The following is a 16,670-nucleotide window of genomic DNA, read 5'->3' as shown; positions in this document are numbered from 1 at the left end:
ATGGCAACAACATTTATAGATTACAAGGATGATAAGGGATTCTACATCGCAGAAACCTTTATGCAATTGGTCACTCACTATATTTATGAGGAAGCTAAGAAAGAGCAATATATTTTTTCCAATAAAGAGGATATTTTGGAAGATATGGAATGGGATATTAATGGCATTCATGCTGGATATTTAGTATTAATGTGGCACGAGTATTTTAACGGAGCTCCAGATGAACAGGTAATGTTACAGGTTCTTGGAAATGTTAAGAAAACATTGCAAAATAAAGGACCACAAATTTCTGTTGCTGAGCTAATGTCTATCAAAACAGAAGATCACGTATTGAAATATATTCTTGATAAAAAACCTTTTCCGACAGCCGAGTTGATCAGAGTGATAGATGCTTTGATCCAGATGTTGGAAGGAACATGGGAATCTACAAATTATGATATGGATCTAAATTGGAGGTATTAGTGGTTAACCTATTCTTGTAAATCGTATAATTCAATTTTGGCCCAAGACAGGTGTTCTTGGGCTTTTTTATTGATTTGAATAATTTGACCTCCCCCCGCAAAAAAGGATCAGCTTGCTGATGAAGACATCAAAGAAAAAGATTTGAATAACATTCTTTGCATAAATTACAAAACAGACACCGCATTTCTTTTTTTTAACGATACCAATTATTATTTCGAATTTGTGGACAATCAGATTCTTGTTAAGCCAGATGACAGTTCAGCTTTACTTGAAGAGCAATCGCTACATATGTATCGGTGTTGATATTGCTCTTACGTTAGCGCCGATAGGCAATCTTAGTAAATTGAAACATATAACCAGATTGACAAAGTTTGGACGTGCAATAGCCGGAAAAACGATTGTAGAGGGGCCGGGAGAGGTGTTGTTACGGCTTGAGTTGGCTCAGGGAGTCATTTCGGCAGTCGAGATCACAGCAGGATTGGCATCTATCTATTACAACTATGCGAAGCAAGTGGAAGAGGTCTGTGATGTGACCAGTTCGCAATATGATCAGGAAAAATGTATCAATTATCGTAGGCTGGCGGATCTATTTATGTATAACGGTTTAGTAAATGGGGTTCTTGATGTTGTTGCGGCGCGCAAGGTTAAAAATGTAGCAAAAAAGATTTTGGACTCTCCGATCGCAAATGCCTTGGATATCGATGTATATACGATCTTGCGGAAGTTTGCGGAACCGCTTGGTGATGCTATTGAAGCAACCAACACCTTTTGGGTGTATGTTCGGGATCCAAAAATAAGGAGCTGCTTACCCAAGGATTTATCCGAAGTTGTACAACTACGTTATTTTCAGACCGAAGAGATGCTCACGCGTTGGAGACAGCTCGCGACTAGGGAAATCCCCTTATCCGGCAATATTAAGTTTTTGCAGGATCCGGTAGCAGCAAATCGTTTGGTGGAGCTTTTCGATAGTCCGACATTAAGAAGTGTGTATACAGTTTTGTCGGACACAAAAACTAGGACCGAATCTTTGACAGCATTTTTGAGGAAATTTGACGATCTTGGTGCTACGTACTATCAAAAATTTGCTGATGATACTAATGTAGTGAAATCTTGGTTTAGATATTTTGATGAGCCCTTATTGAATCTCGCATTCCTGCAGCTAGAAAGTGAAGCAATGCTTAAGTTTGTGGAAAGATATGGAAAATGCTCAGAAGAAGGTTTTCAGATGATCAAATATAACGCGAAAGTACATATTGCTCGTTTATTGGAGTACCCTGATGCAACACACCATTTAGATTATTTGAATAATAGACGAGCGGAAATGTTACCTCCCGGATTTAAGGAGGCTGATAAAGGTGATTTTTTTAATCTCCATGAGATAGACACTTTTATTGATGTTGAAATTGCATATGGTGGTAAATCAAGAGCCTCTTTAAAGAATGAAGCAGGAGATATAATTATGTTAGGAGGCAATTTTAATGGTCAAAGTTTAGACCCGTTGGGTTTAGCATATAGTGCAATTCCGTCATGGAATTATAGATTCACTAAGGAATTAAATTCATTCAAAAAATCATTAAGCCGACATTTTGGGAAAATAAGTAATCCTAAAGGCAGACCACCTTTAAATAAAGTGGTGATAGATTATAAATTTATGGATGAAATATCAGTCTTAATAGGAGAGAACCCGAACTATTTGCGAGAAGAGGTAGACCAATATATTTTATTGAATTTTCCACAGTACAATAATAGCAATTTTATAATAAAAATAAACTACTAATAACATGGCAAGGACATTTATAGATTACAAAGAAAATAAGGGGTTTGAGATTAATGAATCTTATATGCAACTGGCTTTTTGTTATATTTATAAAGAGGCAAAAAAAAGTCACTATATTTTTTCAAATAGAGAGAATTTATTTTATGACTTTGAAGCAAGCATCAATGGACATAGATACGGATATTTCGTTCTGAATTGGGACGAAGAATTAGTTTCAAATATAGACGAACAAATAATGCTTCAAGTTTTACAAAATGTAAAAACTGCATTACAAGTTAAAGGGACTTATATCTCGGTAGCAGAACTACAATCCATTCCCACTGAAGATAAGGATTTTAAGAGATTATTTAGTCGTAAACCATTTCCTACCGTGGAGTTGGTCAAAATAGTTGATGCACTTATTAAAATGTTGGAGGGCAATTGGGACTCTACAAACTATAATATGGAAATCAACTATTCTTATTAATAAGTTTTGAAAGTAAATTTTGATGATATTGAAATAGGTAATGTTAACGCAGGAGGCGGAAATATGTACTATTATAATGATGAGCCTTTTTCGGGAACTATTGTAGAATATAATGCTGAAGGTGTTTAAATTGGAGAGTATAATTAATACATTCTCATAAACCATATCATATAAGCTTTTTAGCCCGAGACAGCTGTCCCCGGGCTTTTTTATACCTACTTGATTCCAGTAAGCAATTTAACCAAACGTCGAGCTATCTTCTGATTGATAAAGTTTGGACGTGCACCAGCCGGAAAAACGATTGTAGAGGGGCCGGGAGAGGTGTTACTACGGCTCGAGTTGGCGCATGAAGTCGTTTCGGCAGTCGAGATCACAGCAGGATTGGCATCTATCTATTACAACTATGCCAAGCAAGTGGAAGAGGTTTGTGATGTGACCAGTTCGCAATGATCAGGAAAAGATAAAAAAGCAGCGATCCAATTTGGATCGCTGCGGGTGTACTGCATTTGGGCAGCATTGTTATACCAATTCCCTCAGGTTTGCTTCGGGTGTTGTTTCTGAATAATATTCATTGTCACCTCCTGCTTCCGCCGTCGTGTAGGGTCTGTAACTGATTCTTGAGATCTCCAGGTTTAAGGTGGAAAAATCTGCAGGATGCCCTGCCCAAGCTCGGTTAGGGTCGTAAAGCCATGGTGTTTCCGAAGACCGCGCAAATGCCGACGGAAACCAGGCTCCAAAGGTTAGCCTACCGGGAATATAAGGCACAAAGGCCCGGTTTTCCCTCACCAGCACGTCATCAATCCAGAGCTGCGTTTTATCCTTAAACCATTTAATGGTCCATTTATGAAACTGCTCATCAGCATAATTGTGCTCTGTCTTGGTCAGTAAGGCCAGGTATTCTTCATATACATCGTAAGACGACTTGTCTGAAGAGAAGCCCTTGCCCGAATCCTTTTCCCCAATCCAGTTGTTAAACTTCAGATTCGAATAGGACGGTTGATCGCTCGGCTCCCAATCGTCGGATTCCTTTACCCAGGAACTTCTTTGGTTTGGCAGACTCGGATCTATCAGTCTAAAAAGGCCTATGTCGTCGGTAGTAGCCCCAGTTTGCACTGCAATATGAAACTTGGTATCCATAGCTTTTGGATCAAAGTAACAATTTGCCAGCTCAGCCCAGTTTTCCACAACACCCATTGTCAGATGCGACGGTAACTCCATATCTATCTCATGGTTGATCACCATATAGCTGTCTTCTCCGCCGTATGGTTTTCCGCCCTTATCGATCCAGTGTTGCCACAAGGGGTCAGTTGGATAAAACTCCTGGTAGTGAAAGACCCATAAAGCTAGACAGTAGCCGTAGGATTCCTTCGGGATTTTCATCCAGGTAGACCACTCGCCATACCCACAATAGGCTTTGCTCACAGCGACCGCACCAACACGTGTCTTCCAAGCTTGTCCGTTCAATGGATCTTCGGGATGATCGTGCACTTTCGGTACGCCATAGCCTGAATAGGAAGAATCCCTTGCTGGCCGGCCTACACCTTGTACTTCACCATTGTAGCGATCACCGTGGGCTTCAAATTGTACCGTCCTGTCGTCAGGATTAAAATAGATTAGATTTGCATTTACACCACCATTTGCACCGCCCCATTGACCATGGAGTCCGTAAAATGTGTTTTTAAAATCATTGACCCTGTCAGCAAATGCACCTTGGGAAAAATCAATGTCAAAGCCAGTTGTAATCTTGTTAAATTCTTGTATTTGAATACCTGTTTTTAAATTGAGTTTGTTTCCCTGATAGTTCTGTATCCAACAATCATAGGTGCCGGGAATCAGCGTTTCGTCTGGAGGTACAGCAAATGACAGTTGCACATCATCGAGTTTTTTGCGCCAGATCTCGGGCAACTGGATGGTCGTGCTCTCACCATTTTTCTGAAACATGACTTTGGGTGTCTGACCCCATGGATCCGAAAGTTTATTTAAGTTTTGGTTAGTCATTGTCGCCGACGGACTGTAGAAAAATCGAGATACCAGAAGCCCTGCCGTGGTTACACCAGCCGTAACGTCTCTGCCTAGATAAATGGCAGGTTCAGCCGTAGTGACCATCGAATGGGTGATTTGACTTATCGTAGGGAAATTAATATTGCCCGTAGGGTGGTAGAGATAGCCGGTGTTTGCTGATGGGGTTCCTGGAGAGATCTTGATACCCAACATATACCATCGGCCCTGAACGACCTGACTGGCGCTGCTTGCTATGTTGGTAACACCATTTTTGGTCGCCGAGACAACGATGTACCGCCCTGTATGGCTAATCTTAAATTCATTCTGAGCATCATTCACCGTATGGAGAATAACTTTATCATTCTGATCTTCTAAATGAAAGAAAAAGAAAAGGGAATAACTCTTGTCCGAATTATTGCCAAAGAGATCATTAGCACGGATCTGTGCATCTCTATTGGTATTTACATCATTAAATTTGGCGTATTTGCTGCCATCAAAATAGAAGCCCTGTAGCTTTCGGTTGCTGATGGTCGCTTCTGCCACAGTCTTAAAAGATATCCCGTCAACAGGTACCATATTGCCAAAATTCTGTTCCACTTCCCGATAATTTCCATCAAAATTGAAGAAGAACCCGCCTTTAGTATCCGCGAGGGTGGCCTTCATCAGACCTGGATAATACCAGTCGATGGTCTGACCCTTAAAGAAAATCTTGTCTGCATAAGGGTTGTTACCACTGGAGACGTTGAGGGCAGTCCGAAAGTTTTTTGTAAATACCTTCTCAGGATATGCCTTATTCGTGAAACGGAGACTATAGTCTGTGTTTTCCAGCAAGGAAAGAATCATAAAACCATCGGTATTATTTCCTTCCATATCCGTCTGATAATTCGGATGGATCATCGTAAATGAAGAGTCCGGCTCATTTGCCAGTTTGAGTTCCAGTATAAAAATCTGGGGCGTTGACGCTGGACGGTCAAAGCTGAGTTTGGGAATTGTATATTTTATTCCTATTGTTTCAATTGCCATGATACGTTTTCTAAATGTTGTTCGAAAATTTTATTATTTAAAAGTTTTGATTTCCGCGGCCAGGATATTGGGGATGATAAGCTCATCGGGGAGAACCACAATGGGAATCTTGATCCATTTGCCAGCTGGCAGCTGTATAAACTGGCTTTCCTTTGCTAGATCTACGATGCAGGTTCCTACGGGAAGCTGGCCGAAATATTGGTGGAAAGCCGCATTGTTTTCATCAGGAGGTGTGACCTCTACCCGTAGTGCCGTTCCTGCCGTTAAACCGGCCAGTTTTTCTTTTTCGGCCAGTGTAAAGTCCGATGTAGAAAGTCCTTTTCCTGGGACTTTATCTACTTTTTGTTCAAGTACTAGAGCCTGTTCCGCAAGTTCCTGCGCGAGGCGATCGCGCAAGAGTTTGATCAACTCGCGCAGCTTTTTCCCCTGTGTCTTATTCAATGCAGGGTTGTAAGGCAGATTTGATTTGATGATCTCATCAATATACTGGTCATCAAGAAGTGTTATCTGTTCCATAAATTATTAATTTAACTGTTGTGTAATCATTACTTTCTGAGTGTCGATATCGGAGTCTCGCGAATGGCGAGATCACCGTTGCCATCTGTTTTATAAGTCATGTTTTTTAATAAAAGATATTGTCCCATAACAACTTATTTGTCGTATAGGCAAATGTAAGCCGGTTTTGGAGACCAGCTCTTTAAAAAAGGTTGTATGTTATCGGTAGATGATGTTTACCGAAAACTAAGCCCGATAGACTCGTTTCCTACTTGTTATTTCCCCTTATCAATTGTTTTTTCGGGACTTTTCTGTACATCCCCATACTTTCCTTACGCTCACCTCCCCATTTCCACCATTCACCGAGTTTTCCTGATCGTTGGTCTAAAGCCCCTAGGCTAGAGGCGTATTGTGTCGTAGTTTTGAGTCAACAAATAAGAACAAAAAACTAACACAATAAAATAAAGACATTATGAACACGCTAGTAAAAACATTCGTAGCAGCAGCCTTAATCGCAGTATCTACTTTCGCAATGGCAGCTGAAGGCCCAGGTTCAAAAACAGTAAAAGCAAACGTTAACCTTTCCACGGCAGACTTCGCACTAGATCACTATGTTGCGGTTACGACAGTGGGGGAGTCGGCAGGCGTAGAGCAATTATTTGCTGAAGATTTCAGCCAAAAGGTTCAATCGGCAAATGCAAAGACCAACAGCCGCGATCAAGTGGTTAAATACCTGAAAAAACAAAAAGGGGAGAAACTAAATTGTGTAGTAAGCACTGATATCATTGAGGAGTCAGCGGATTACATGGTTGCTAAAGTGACGCTAAAATTTGAAGACTTTACTAAGACTGATCTGGTGACTTTGGTACGTGAAGGTAATAACTGGAAAGTCTCCAGTTCAGTCAACTCCTATAAATATAAATAGTCTCTAATAACTAGTGGTCAGCTCGTTTACAAAAGTTGATCACTAGTGAATCATATGTTTATTTAAGGCCACCTCGTGAGATGTGGCTTTTTTACGTCAAAAGGGCCTGATTCTCATCAGACCCTTTCTCTTAGCGTTTTATTGTACAGTAATTTTTATGTTTCCTATCGTTTCCTCTTTTTTGTTTCGTCATCCAATGTTTTTAAAGACAATTGGATTTTCACTGTACGACGCCAATTTTTATGTCGGCCCTTTCTTTCGAAAGGTAACTAATTGCCGTTTGTATAATAAGAACAACAGCTGAGTTGAAATAGTTTTATTGGAGTGAATAATTTTTGATAACTTGAGCTGACCTATTTACAGTGTATGTTAGCTGTATGAATTGGAGAGTAAATGAATAATATGAAAAAAAATACAACGCGATGGATTATTATAAAGTATTCTTCGATACTAATTTTTTTTTATACAGTTTTGGATCTTGTTAGCGGGGAAATTAAGCCTTCTGAAATTCCATTACATATACTTAACCTTATCATACGCCTTTTTGTAACTATTTTTATTTGCTATATTTTATTTTATATAGCTGTAAAAATATTTCGACTAAAATAGCTTATATGGCGATAGCGATTTTTTACCACAGTGCAGTTGTTATCTATTTAACCTCTAATGCCTTGATTAACCTTTATCAATGGCTTTAATAAAATTGTTCCAGTAAGCTAAGATGTTTGCTTTGCCTACAGGGTTTTGGGAATGACATAAAACCTGTGGGAAAACCTGAGATTGTTGTTCAATAATAAAATCAACGATATACTTTACAGCATCATAACCCGATTCTGCTTCAGTGTTGTCAAGATTTACTCCCAGATCATGATCAAAAGAGATGATGGAAGGAATCCCGTTTTTGGATATATAGGCTACAAAATCTTGATAATTACGAATAACGGTCCAATTGGTTAGAAGATATGGGACTAATTCTTCCTTTGATATATAGTGTGTCAGATCCGATGGGAATCTTATATCATCCAAAAATATGCCCTTAGTGTGATGCTCCATTGACTTCTCTAATTCCATGTTTAAATATAGCTTATAGAAGCGTTATTTCGAATAGTTGCTTTTTGAACCGATGTTCGTTTATGTGTTTCAGTTGTGTCGTGGATATACCCATAATTGGGAGATAGATTGGTCATAAATGCTTTAAAGCCATTTTTTTAATCGAAAAGCTAGGAGTAAGATAAATAGTAAGAATAGGTCATTTAAGTAGCTTCAATAGCTCATACAACGAAGCGTTGACAAACTGAATAGCCTTAACCTTCATCTTACCATAGCCTGCATGATTATGACCAAAAATATGGTACTTCGGTGATCGCGCTGTCACAAACTCACGGATTTCATCGCTACCACAGCCATTGTCCAAGATACCAAGTGGGGGATAGTGTGACACCATAATATCAATTTTTACGTCCGACTCGATATGGTGATAAGAAGGAAAACCGCTGATGCCCATGATCTGCATATCATTTATCCTAATCGAACTGTCGTTTAGCCAATGGATACCTTCGGGTATCAATTTTTTGCTTCGCAACGGTTCCAGTTCGAACGGTAGATCATGATTCCCATGAACAAATACTTTGTGCGGTATGGAAAGCCCCACATACCACACAAAGAAATCCGAGAGCTGATCCATATCACCTGCATCGCAGATATCGCCGCAATGGATGACGATATCAATCCCCTCCGGAATATCTAGCTGGCGATGCATCCCATGCGTGTCAGACAGCGATAAAACGGTTTTCTCTTTTACTTTAATAATATGCATAAAGGCTGTTTATCTAGGACTGATGTTGCAATGCTTTACGGTATTCCTCTTTTATGCTATCTGCTAGGCTTTGGGGGGCAATGACTTTGACTTCGGCACCTACGGAAAGCAGTTCCATGACAAAATCGTGCGTGACATAGATGTTGAGTTTTACACGGAGCTCTTCGTCGTTGTCGACCAATATTTCCTGCGTATGGTGCAAAGGCAACGACTTGATGTAATTGCCCTGAAATTCGGAATAGGAAAGAATCACTTCCTCAATGCGTTGGTCTTCGCGCGGAAGTATAATGCCGAAGCTATGTTCAAAAAGCGTTTCGGGATCTATATCCACTGATTTGAATTTTCCAGCCTTTACAACTTCCAGAGCTAAGATCCTGTCCAATGGAAATATCCGAAGACTATCCTTGTCCAAATCCTGCCCAATGACGTACCAGCGGTTGCGTACTTCTTTAATAAGGATGGGAAATAACCGACGGTGCTCTACCTCGGTTTCATAATATTTGCAATAATCGAAATAGAGTGCACGGTCATTGTGAATGGCATACACAATATCTCCCAGATACTCTGTACCCCGGGGCCTGCGCTGTTCAAAGACAATTTTTTTAGAACTATTATTTCCCAGGCGCATCAGGTTGAATACGTCAAATGCATCCAGTGCACGTTCCGCTTCTTCGGTGTCCTGCTGGATGAAGTATTGTTTTTTCGAACGGTTGTTTTCGATCGATATCCCATATAGGGAGCTGATATCCGCAATATCGCGTTGAAACTGACGCTGGCTGACGGTTAGGTTGTACTCGAGCAAAGCTGATTGCTCTTGTAGGATACGATCAATCTCTATCCAGGAAAGCGGCTTGTGACGCAATTTGCTGATGACTAATTTATGGCGTAATATGGTTTCTCTAACAGACATGATTAAGCTTTTGACAAATATAAGCTGAGAGAACGACAAAATATGGCGCTTTGTATTGAGACGGAAAAAATAATCCTGTTTTTAATATAGCGACGTCCTTTGGCCGTACCTCAGGCTAAGTTTGGACCAAACAATTATTTTATGGAAAAAGAAACCAACCAACAGAACATCGTACAACGGGAGCAACAGATTTTGGCCAATAGCGGAACAGGCATCGGAACTGCATTATGGAAAGCAACAAAGTCATTTATCAAAGTCTCGTCCATGGCAATTGTAGCCTTTAGTTTGAGCTTTCATGTGGTGCCCGACCATGGTTATCGGATATTCCCAAAGGAACGATTATCCTTTGCGTATACTGTGATAACATCATCAGATGTAAATTATCTGATAGATCGGTACAATGAAGCAGCAGGTATGGATCGCATATTGATTCGGCAGGAATATATCTACCAACGGCTATCTGAAGTGGGTATTATCGTTTCAAAGGAAGAAGATGGAGAGTAAATATCGGGCGGCCTCAACTTTCTGGAACCCGATCAGGTCGTAAGATCATATTGCTCACAATTTTCTGGTAGCGGCATACTTTGGCGTTATTGGTATATATATGGAGAAGTTAATCTAGCGTTTCGTTTTTGTTGTAAAACAAATGATATTATTTTTATCTACATAAATATTTATTAATTTACGCATATTATATTACTCTAATGAGCCTATTTTAATTACTGTAAATCACGTCTGGCGGTGAATTTGCCCGTCATGGAAAAAGTAACGAGAGTGGAAGTATCCTGTCGAGATTACGAACTGTTGCTAATGGCTGTCTTAAGGTTAGTGTAGGCTTCGAAAATCAAATTATAACCAAACTATATTAATGACTCAAAAACAGATTGACGTAGATAAGATAGATTTGTTAAATCTTCAAAGTTTAGCAGATGTTAATCCTATATTTTATGTTGCAGATTATCAAAGAGGATATAGATGGGATTACAAACAAGTAAACCAACTGATGAATGACATCCATCAAAATCCAAAAGGGAAAACCTATTGTCTACAACCTATTATGCTTACGAAAAGAGATCATTCCGATCACTTATTAGAAGTAATAGATGGACAACAGCGCTTAACCACTCTGTACATACTTCTTAAGGTATTAAATAATCGGTTAAAATCTTTTGCAATTCCTTTTAGTATAGAATATGCTACTAGGTTAACTTGTATTGACTTCCTGAAAAATATTAATCGACATAGTTTTGTCAATGTGGTAGATCAAATAGAAGAAAGTTGGACTGCAATAGATAAAGCAGAACAAAATGTCGATAACTATCATATTTTTTCAGCGTTCCAGATCATAAATCTATGGTTAGAAACAAAGAAAATTGACGAAAATGTTTTTTTGGAAAAAGTATTGCAAGACATCAAACTGATTTGGTATCCTGTAGTCACTACAGAAAATATGAACGCTAAAAAAATGTTCAGAAATATCAATAGTGGTAAAATCAGATTAACAAGTTCTGACTTGATAAAGGCTCTTTTTGTGCTTAAATACCAAGGGCTTCAACTTCCTTTGTCACAGCGAAACCAACTGAAGCAAGAATTTTCAAATCAGTGGAACGAAATTGAGAAACAGCTCAACGAAGATAATTTTTGGTTTTTCATAACTAATCAAAATCAAGTTAATTATTCGACTCGCATAGGATTGCTGTTTGATTTGGTTACACATTCCACAAAAAACTCAGATTCCTATAGCGCTTATACGAAATATGCTGAGGGGACTGTTCCATTAGAATGGATGAAAATTGTGGACGTTTTTAGGAAGATTCATGAATGGTCAACTGATGAAAAGTACTATCATAGGATTGGTTTTTTAGTCAATTCCGATCGAATGTCTTTTGCAGATATCATTGAAATGTACGAAAAGTATCGGAAAGAGTCTAAATCACGTTTTTATAGGGCTTTAGAAGATGAAATTAAAACATTTAGAGAATTTTTTGTATTAGAAAACATTAACTATAATAGTCATCGTGAGTTATGTAAGCATGTCTTGTTATTGTATAACATCCTAATTTTCGAAAAGGATTTTCCTGCTCAAAAATTTCCTTTTGATAAGTATGTGAATGAAGAATGGAGCTTAGAACATATACATCCTCAAAATCCACAAGATTTTAGTCATATCGAAGATGTAAAATTTTGGTTAATCGATACAAAAAAAATATTAGACCAAAAGCATAATAACCTTGGCGAGAAATTACCAGTAATGGATAAGATAGAGAGTTTCCTGGAACAAATAACTAAAGAGAACTGCTCTTATAATAAAGAACTAAGAGAAAATATTCGAGAAATTAAAGATTTGTTGGAGGTAGAAGTTGCTACACATAAAATAAATAATTTGGCATTGCTTGATAAAGCGACCAATAGTAAACTTGGTAATGGTTTATTTAAGAATAAACGCGAAATAATATTGAAAATTGAAGGCGCTAACCAAGAAAATTATGTCCCGTATGCAACCGTCAACTGTTTTGTGAAAAAATATACGGAGAAAGACTCCTTACAAAATGAATTCTGGAGCGAAGCTGACGCAACTTATTATTACCAAAGCATTAAAGAGATCATTTATGGAAAACAGTAAATTCACTTTCAAAGAGCTTCTGTCTCAAAAAAAAGTGGAAATTCCTATTCTACAGAGAGACTATGTTCAAGGAAATTTAAATGATAAAAAAGCAACTGCTATCAGATTAGATTTTGTCGAGGACTTAATTAATCATCTGTCACAACCTAGCGCTACGCTCATGCCCTTAGATTTTATCTATGGTAAATTAGTAAATGACGATTTGAGTGAGGAGCAAGAAAGACAAGAAGAGCATTTAGAAAGTCTACTTTCTACTGTAAGCGAATATGCGGAAAAAAATGGTTATGAGATTCAACGGAATTTTAAACGCATCAACCGCTTTGGCTCAAAAAATATATTCATTCCTTTTGATGGCCAACAGCGCCTCACCACACTTTTTTTATTGCATTTTCTGGTATATGCGAAACGCAACGAAGACATATCTTTTTTACGCCATTTCACTTATAAAACGAGAGTTAGTTCTCGAGATTTCTTAGAAGCTCTGTTGTCAAGTAGTGCGGAGTTTAGATCCAATGATATTTGGGAAAAGTCATTTATAGAATACGTAAAAGATCGAAATTGGTTTTACGATTTTTGGAAATACGACCCAACTGTGATGAGTATGTTGGTTATGATAGAGGCTTTCCGTAAAAAGCTGACAGAATTTGAAGATTTAGATAATGTTGTTGAAATAGTGTATAAAAATTTAGAAAGTAAAAATGCCTTGTCTTTTGACTTTTTAGATATAGACGAGCACCAGCTGGATGACAAACTCTATGTTAAAATGAATGCCTCCGGAAAGGAGTTAACGGATTTTGAAAAATTCAAGTCTTGGTTGATTGAATACACAGAAAATCCGAAGAACGCGATGGGCGAATTCCAAATAGATTGGGAAAATAATTTGGATACAAAATGGTACGACTTATTTTGGGATGCTGACAAGCTTAAAACTGATATGCGTTTATATCAGTTTATCAATATACTGCTTGGCTATAGCTATTTTAGTGATGAGCCAGCGATTGATAAAGAAGAAGGTAAGGTCGATTTAAAAGATAAAAGATTCATTTACCAGCAATTAAGTGGCAACGAATCGATACCTTTTAGATTTTATATAGAACATAATATTATAGAAAAAGATCGTCTATATTTCATCTGGTATAATCTAAAGATGTTTTGTGATGATGCTAATTACAGCGCATTCGAAAATTGTATCAGAAAAGTTTGGAACTCCACATTTATAAACAATTGGAATGAAAAAGAGTCATTTAAAACTTATGTTATTAATAACATAAATAGTTTAAACTTATTTCATCAGACCTTTCTGTTTGCTATATTTCATTTTATCGATTGTTTAAACAAATCATCGGCAGAATTGAATGAAAACAATTTTTATGGTTGGTTAAGATTAATTCGAAATCTAATTTATAATTCGAGAATTGATGATGACATTCGTTTTTTCGATGCTATTCAAAGCATTAAGACCTTCGGAAATAAATGCCTTGATATTAAAAATAATTTACAAGATGAAAAATTCATGGACTTTTTTCCAGAGCGCCAGCGAGTGGAAGAATTTGCAAAGAATCAAGACTACTTTACAGCTTGGCAAGAAGATTTGATAAAAGCAGAAAACCACGGCTATTTCTATGGTCAAATTGGTTTTTTGATAGAGTTAGCAAAAGATGAAGAAAGACCAAACTTGGATAAGTTTCAATATTTGTATCAACAATTCGCGGAAATATTTAGTGATGAGAATTTAAATAGTAATTTTCTCATAGTAAGGACCCTTTTGAGCATTAGCAAAGAATGGTTATCAGTCGATGGAAGTAATAGATGTTTACTATATCTATCAGATAGAGCTAATGCAAGGGATAGAGATGAGAACTGGCGGAGACTGTTTAATGATCAAGGCAAAAGACACATATTAATTGAACTTGCAGATCTATATAAAGATTTTGGAGATTTGACGAACATAATAGAAATCAGGAAACAAAATATATTTGACTGGCGGAGGTTGTTAATAGAATATCCAGATGAACTAAGATATTGTAAACAGGGATTAATAAACTATTTAAAAGAAGGAGATTACATCCGTTTATTAGGTCAGTCTAGATTAAGTCATTATCACCGCGAATTGAGAACTTCTATTTTATTTAATTATTTTTTAAAGGAGAAATTTTCTTTAAAAAATGAAAGCTATGGTGAAGTGAAATCGGACGAAGACTGTGTTATTTTATTTCCAATAGGAGAAGATACAATTCAAATTTATTTTGATCATGATGAATTAGAGTTTAAATTCTTTTCAAATGCTAACGATAGCAGAGAATATATCAGTAAAACTGAACTTCAAAATTTAAATATTGATTTATTTCAGCAACTTCAAAACATGGAGCTTTATCTATCAACATCATTAAACCAACCACAATAAAATAGAACGTGACTTTAACCGCTAGGGAAAAAGCAGGGAAGAAAGAGGGATATTGAAATATCTATATATTACGGTTTACCATATTAAAAACGTACTTTTTTAAGTATATTTAAAGCGATTATTAACATTGCTTTAATCATAAAAAACACATACTTAAAAGCTGGCTATGTACAGCTTTTTGATGAATAAAATATTAAATATTTCAGATGACAAGAGAACAAGAAAGAGACGAGTTGCACCGAGCGATATGGCAGATTGCTAATGATTTAAGAGGAAGTGTAGATGGGTGGGATTTTAAATCCTATGTGTTAGGTATCTTGTTTTACCGTTTTATATCTGAAAACCTAACCTCTCACATCAATAAAGCGGAATGGGAAACAGGAAATACCGATTTTGATTTTGCAAAAATATCTGATGAAGAAGCTGAATTTGGTCGAAGAGATACCGTTTCGGAGAAAGGGTTCTTTATCCTACCCTCTGAGCTGTTTCAAAATGTACAGCGCAATGCAGAAAAAAATTCCAACTTAAATGTGGATTTGCATCGCATTTTCAAAGACATTGAATCATCGGCTAACGGCACAGATAGCGAAGATGATTTAAAAGGCTTGTTTGACGATGTCGATGTCAATAGCAATAAATTAGGAGGAACAGTTGAACAACGAAATAAGCGTTTAGCCAAAATTCTAAAAGCCATAGCTGGCCTAAAATTAGGCGATTACCAAGATAATAATATCGATGCCTTTGGTGATGCATATGAGTATCTAATGACCATGTATGCAAGTAACGCTGGTAAATCAGGAGGTGAATTTTTTACACCCCAAGAAGTTTCTGAATTGTTGGCTGAAATTACCGTTGTTGGCAAGACAGAGGTCAATAAAGTCTACGACCCAGCCTGTGGGTCGGGATCTTTACTGCTGAAGTTTGCTAAAGTGTTAGGAAAAGAGAATGTACGTCAAGGTTTCTATGGGCAAGAGGTGAATATTACAACCTATAACCTGTGTCGTATCAATATGTTTTTGCACGATATTAATTTCGAAAAATTCAATATTGGTCACGGGGATACCTTGATGGATCCGATGCACTGGGATGATGAACCTTTTGATGCGATTGTCTCTAATCCACCATACTCAATTAAATGGGAAGGTGATGCTAATCCATTATTGATCAACGACCCACGCTTTTCACCAGCAGGTGTGTTGGCCCCCAAATCTAAAGCCGATCTAGCTTTTACTATGCATATGCTATCTTGGTTGGCAACTTCTGGGACAGCTGCTATAGTTGAATTCCCTGGTGTGTTATATAGAGGTGGTGCAGAGCAGAAAATCCGTAAATATCTTATCGACAACAACTATGTAGATACTGTTATTCAACTACCCGCCGATTTGTTTTTTGGAACAACGATAGCTACTTGTATTATCGTGTTGAAGAAAAGTAAAAAAGATAATGCGACTTTGTTTATAGATGCTTCCGCTGAATTTGTACGTGGTGGCAGCAAGAACAAATTAGCTGATGCCAACCGTAAAAGAATTTTAGACACTTTTATCGCTCGTGAAAGTGTAGATCATTTTGCACGATTGGTACAGAATAGTGAAATTGCTACGAACGATTACAATATTGCGGTCAGCTCATATGTGGAGCAAGAAAACACTACAGTAGCTACAGATATTAAGGAACTAAATCAACGCATTACCGAAATTGTAGCTCGCCAGCATGAATTGCGTACGGCTATTGACGCAATTGTGAATGATTTGGAAAATAAGGGTTAATG

14 protein-coding genes are annotated in these 16,670 nt (G+C 37.5%); 9 read left to right on the top strand and 5 right to left on the bottom strand.

Translation table 11 applies throughout. From position 1 onward, the window contains the following. From G6053_RS22750 to G6053_RS22735, 4 genes are all read left to right on the top strand, one after another. Positions 1 to 462 (top strand): hypothetical protein, encoded by a 462-nt coding sequence (locus G6053_RS22750; RefSeq protein WP_165308608.1) that lies wholly within the window; start codon positions 1 to 3, stop codon positions 460 to 462. A 250-nt stretch (positions 463 to 712) separates the two neighbouring features. Beyond that, positions 713 to 2,239 carry a hypothetical protein gene (locus G6053_RS22745; RefSeq protein ID WP_165308607.1) on the top strand — a complete coding sequence of 509 codons (1,527 nt, stop codon included), beginning with the start codon at positions 713 to 715 and terminating at the stop codon, positions 2,237 to 2,239. A 4-nt stretch (positions 2,240 to 2,243) separates the two neighbouring features. Beyond that, positions 2,244 to 2,705 (top strand): hypothetical protein, encoded by a 462-nt coding sequence (locus G6053_RS22740; RefSeq protein WP_165308606.1) that lies wholly within the window; start codon positions 2,244 to 2,246, stop codon positions 2,703 to 2,705. Between the two features lie 264 nt (positions 2,706 to 2,969). Continuing rightward, a complete protein-coding gene (locus G6053_RS22735) occupies positions 2,970 to 3,155 on the top strand; it encodes a hypothetical protein (protein ID WP_165308605.1) in 186 nt (61 codons plus the stop codon). A 69-nt stretch (positions 3,156 to 3,224) separates the two neighbouring features. On the opposite strand, the gene G6053_RS22730 is transcribed toward G6053_RS22735, so the two are convergent. Both G6053_RS22730 and G6053_RS22725 read right to left on the bottom strand, forming a co-directional pair. Continuing rightward, positions 3,225 to 5,729 (bottom strand): hypothetical protein, encoded by a 2,505-nt coding sequence (locus G6053_RS22730; protein WP_165308604.1) that lies wholly within the window; start codon positions 5,727 to 5,729, stop codon positions 3,225 to 3,227. A gap of 33 nt (positions 5,730 to 5,762) precedes the next feature. Further along, positions 5,763 to 6,245: a hypothetical protein gene (locus G6053_RS22725; RefSeq protein ID WP_165305118.1), complete on the bottom strand. Its 483-nt coding sequence runs from the start codon at positions 6,243 to 6,245 to the stop codon at positions 5,763 to 5,765. A gap of 451 nt (positions 6,246 to 6,696) precedes the next feature. Here G6053_RS22725 and G6053_RS22720 point away from each other — a divergent pair, with 451 nt between their 5' ends. Continuing rightward, entirely contained in the window at positions 6,697 to 7,149 is a 453-nt protein-coding gene (locus G6053_RS22720; protein ID WP_165308603.1) for a nuclear transport factor 2 family protein, read from the top strand. Between the two features lie 675 nt (positions 7,150 to 7,824). Here G6053_RS22720 and G6053_RS22715 read toward each other — a convergent pair. From G6053_RS22715 to G6053_RS22705, 3 genes are all read right to left on the bottom strand, one after another. Further along, the gene (locus G6053_RS22715) at positions 7,825 to 8,220 is read right to left on the bottom strand and encodes a cyclic-phosphate processing receiver domain-containing protein (RefSeq protein WP_206531800.1); all 396 of its coding nucleotides are present in this window, start codon (positions 8,218 to 8,220) and stop codon (positions 7,825 to 7,827) included. Positions 8,221 to 8,398: 178 nt separating this feature from the next. After that, positions 8,399 to 8,965 (bottom strand): metallophosphoesterase, encoded by a 567-nt coding sequence (locus G6053_RS22710; protein ID WP_165308602.1) that lies wholly within the window; start codon positions 8,963 to 8,965, stop codon positions 8,399 to 8,401. A 13-nt stretch (positions 8,966 to 8,978) separates the two neighbouring features. Beyond that, on the bottom strand, positions 8,979 to 9,875 hold the full coding sequence (locus G6053_RS22705; protein ID WP_165308601.1) for a WYL domain-containing protein: 897 nt from the start codon (positions 9,873 to 9,875) through the stop codon (positions 8,979 to 8,981). A 141-nt stretch (positions 9,876 to 10,016) separates the two neighbouring features. On the opposite strand from G6053_RS22705, the gene G6053_RS22700 reads away from it, so the two are divergent. The 4 genes from G6053_RS22700 (at position 10,017) to G6053_RS22685 (ending at position 16,668) form a co-directional block, all read left to right on the top strand. Continuing rightward, a complete protein-coding gene (locus G6053_RS22700) occupies positions 10,017 to 10,379 on the top strand; it encodes a hypothetical protein (RefSeq protein ID WP_165308600.1) in 363 nt (120 codons plus the stop codon). A gap of 364 nt (positions 10,380 to 10,743) precedes the next feature. After that, the gene (locus G6053_RS22695) at positions 10,744 to 12,498 is read left to right on the top strand and encodes a DUF262 domain-containing protein (RefSeq protein WP_165308599.1); all 1,755 of its coding nucleotides are present in this window, start codon (positions 10,744 to 10,746) and stop codon (positions 12,496 to 12,498) included. After that, positions 12,485 to 14,902 carry a DUF262 domain-containing protein gene (locus G6053_RS22690; protein ID WP_165308598.1) on the top strand — a complete coding sequence of 806 codons (2,418 nt, stop codon included), beginning with the start codon at positions 12,485 to 12,487 and terminating at the stop codon, positions 14,900 to 14,902. The genes G6053_RS22695 and G6053_RS22690 overlap by 14 nt, the downstream gene beginning before the upstream one ends. A gap of 206 nt (positions 14,903 to 15,108) precedes the next feature. Further along, entirely contained in the window at positions 15,109 to 16,668 is a 1,560-nt protein-coding gene (locus G6053_RS22685) for a type I restriction-modification system subunit M (RefSeq protein WP_165308597.1), read from the top strand. The last annotated feature ends 2 nt before the right edge of the window (positions 16,669 to 16,670 follow it).

The sequence above is a fragment of the Sphingobacterium sp. DR205 genome (assembly GCF_011064245.1).
In the GTDB taxonomy this organism is placed as follows: domain Bacteria; phylum Bacteroidota; class Bacteroidia; order Sphingobacteriales; family Sphingobacteriaceae; genus Sphingobacterium; species Sphingobacterium athyrii.
Note: the sequence above shows the minus strand (reverse complement) of the source record. Positions and strands in the feature narration are given on the sequence as shown.

What these genes read in the sequence shown, in the direction of transcription:
- G6053_RS22720 (WP_165308603.1), top strand. Translation starts at nt 6,697, where the DNA reads ATGAACACGCTAGTAAAAACATTCGTAGCAGCAGCCTTAATCGCAGTA.
- G6053_RS22690 (WP_165308598.1), top strand. Translation starts at nt 12,485, where the DNA reads ATGGAAAACAGTAAATTCACTTTCAAAGAGCTTCTGTCTCAAAAAAAA.
- G6053_RS22695 (WP_165308599.1), top strand. Translation starts at nt 10,744, where the DNA reads ATGACTCAAAAACAGATTGACGTAGATAAGATAGATTTGTTAAATCTT.
- G6053_RS22745 (WP_165308607.1), top strand. Translation starts at nt 713, where the DNA reads ATGACAGTTCAGCTTTACTTGAAGAGCAATCGCTACATATGTATCGGT.
- G6053_RS22725 (WP_165305118.1), bottom strand. Translation starts at nt 6,245, where the DNA reads ATGGAACAGATAACACTTCTTGATGACCAGTATATTGATGAGATCATC.
- G6053_RS22750 (WP_165308608.1), top strand. Translation starts at nt 1, where the DNA reads ATGGCAACAACATTTATAGATTACAAGGATGATAAGGGATTCTACATC.
- G6053_RS22730 (WP_165308604.1), bottom strand. Translation starts at nt 5,729, where the DNA reads ATGGCAATTGAAACAATAGGAATAAAATATACAATTCCCAAACTCAGC.
- G6053_RS22705 (WP_165308601.1), bottom strand. Translation starts at nt 9,875, where the DNA reads ATGTCTGTTAGAGAAACCATATTACGCCATAAATTAGTCATCAGCAAA.
- G6053_RS22685 (WP_165308597.1), top strand. Translation starts at nt 15,109, where the DNA reads ATGACAAGAGAACAAGAAAGAGACGAGTTGCACCGAGCGATATGGCAG.
- G6053_RS22710 (WP_165308602.1), bottom strand. Translation starts at nt 8,965, where the DNA reads ATGCATATTATTAAAGTAAAAGAGAAAACCGTTTTATCGCTGTCTGAC.
- G6053_RS22700 (WP_165308600.1), top strand. Translation starts at nt 10,017, where the DNA reads ATGGAAAAAGAAACCAACCAACAGAACATCGTACAACGGGAGCAACAG.
- G6053_RS22715 (WP_206531800.1), bottom strand. Translation starts at nt 8,220, where the DNA reads ATGGAATTAGAGAAGTCAATGGAGCATCACACTAAGGGCATATTTTTG.
- G6053_RS22740 (WP_165308606.1), top strand. Translation starts at nt 2,244, where the DNA reads ATGGCAAGGACATTTATAGATTACAAAGAAAATAAGGGGTTTGAGATT.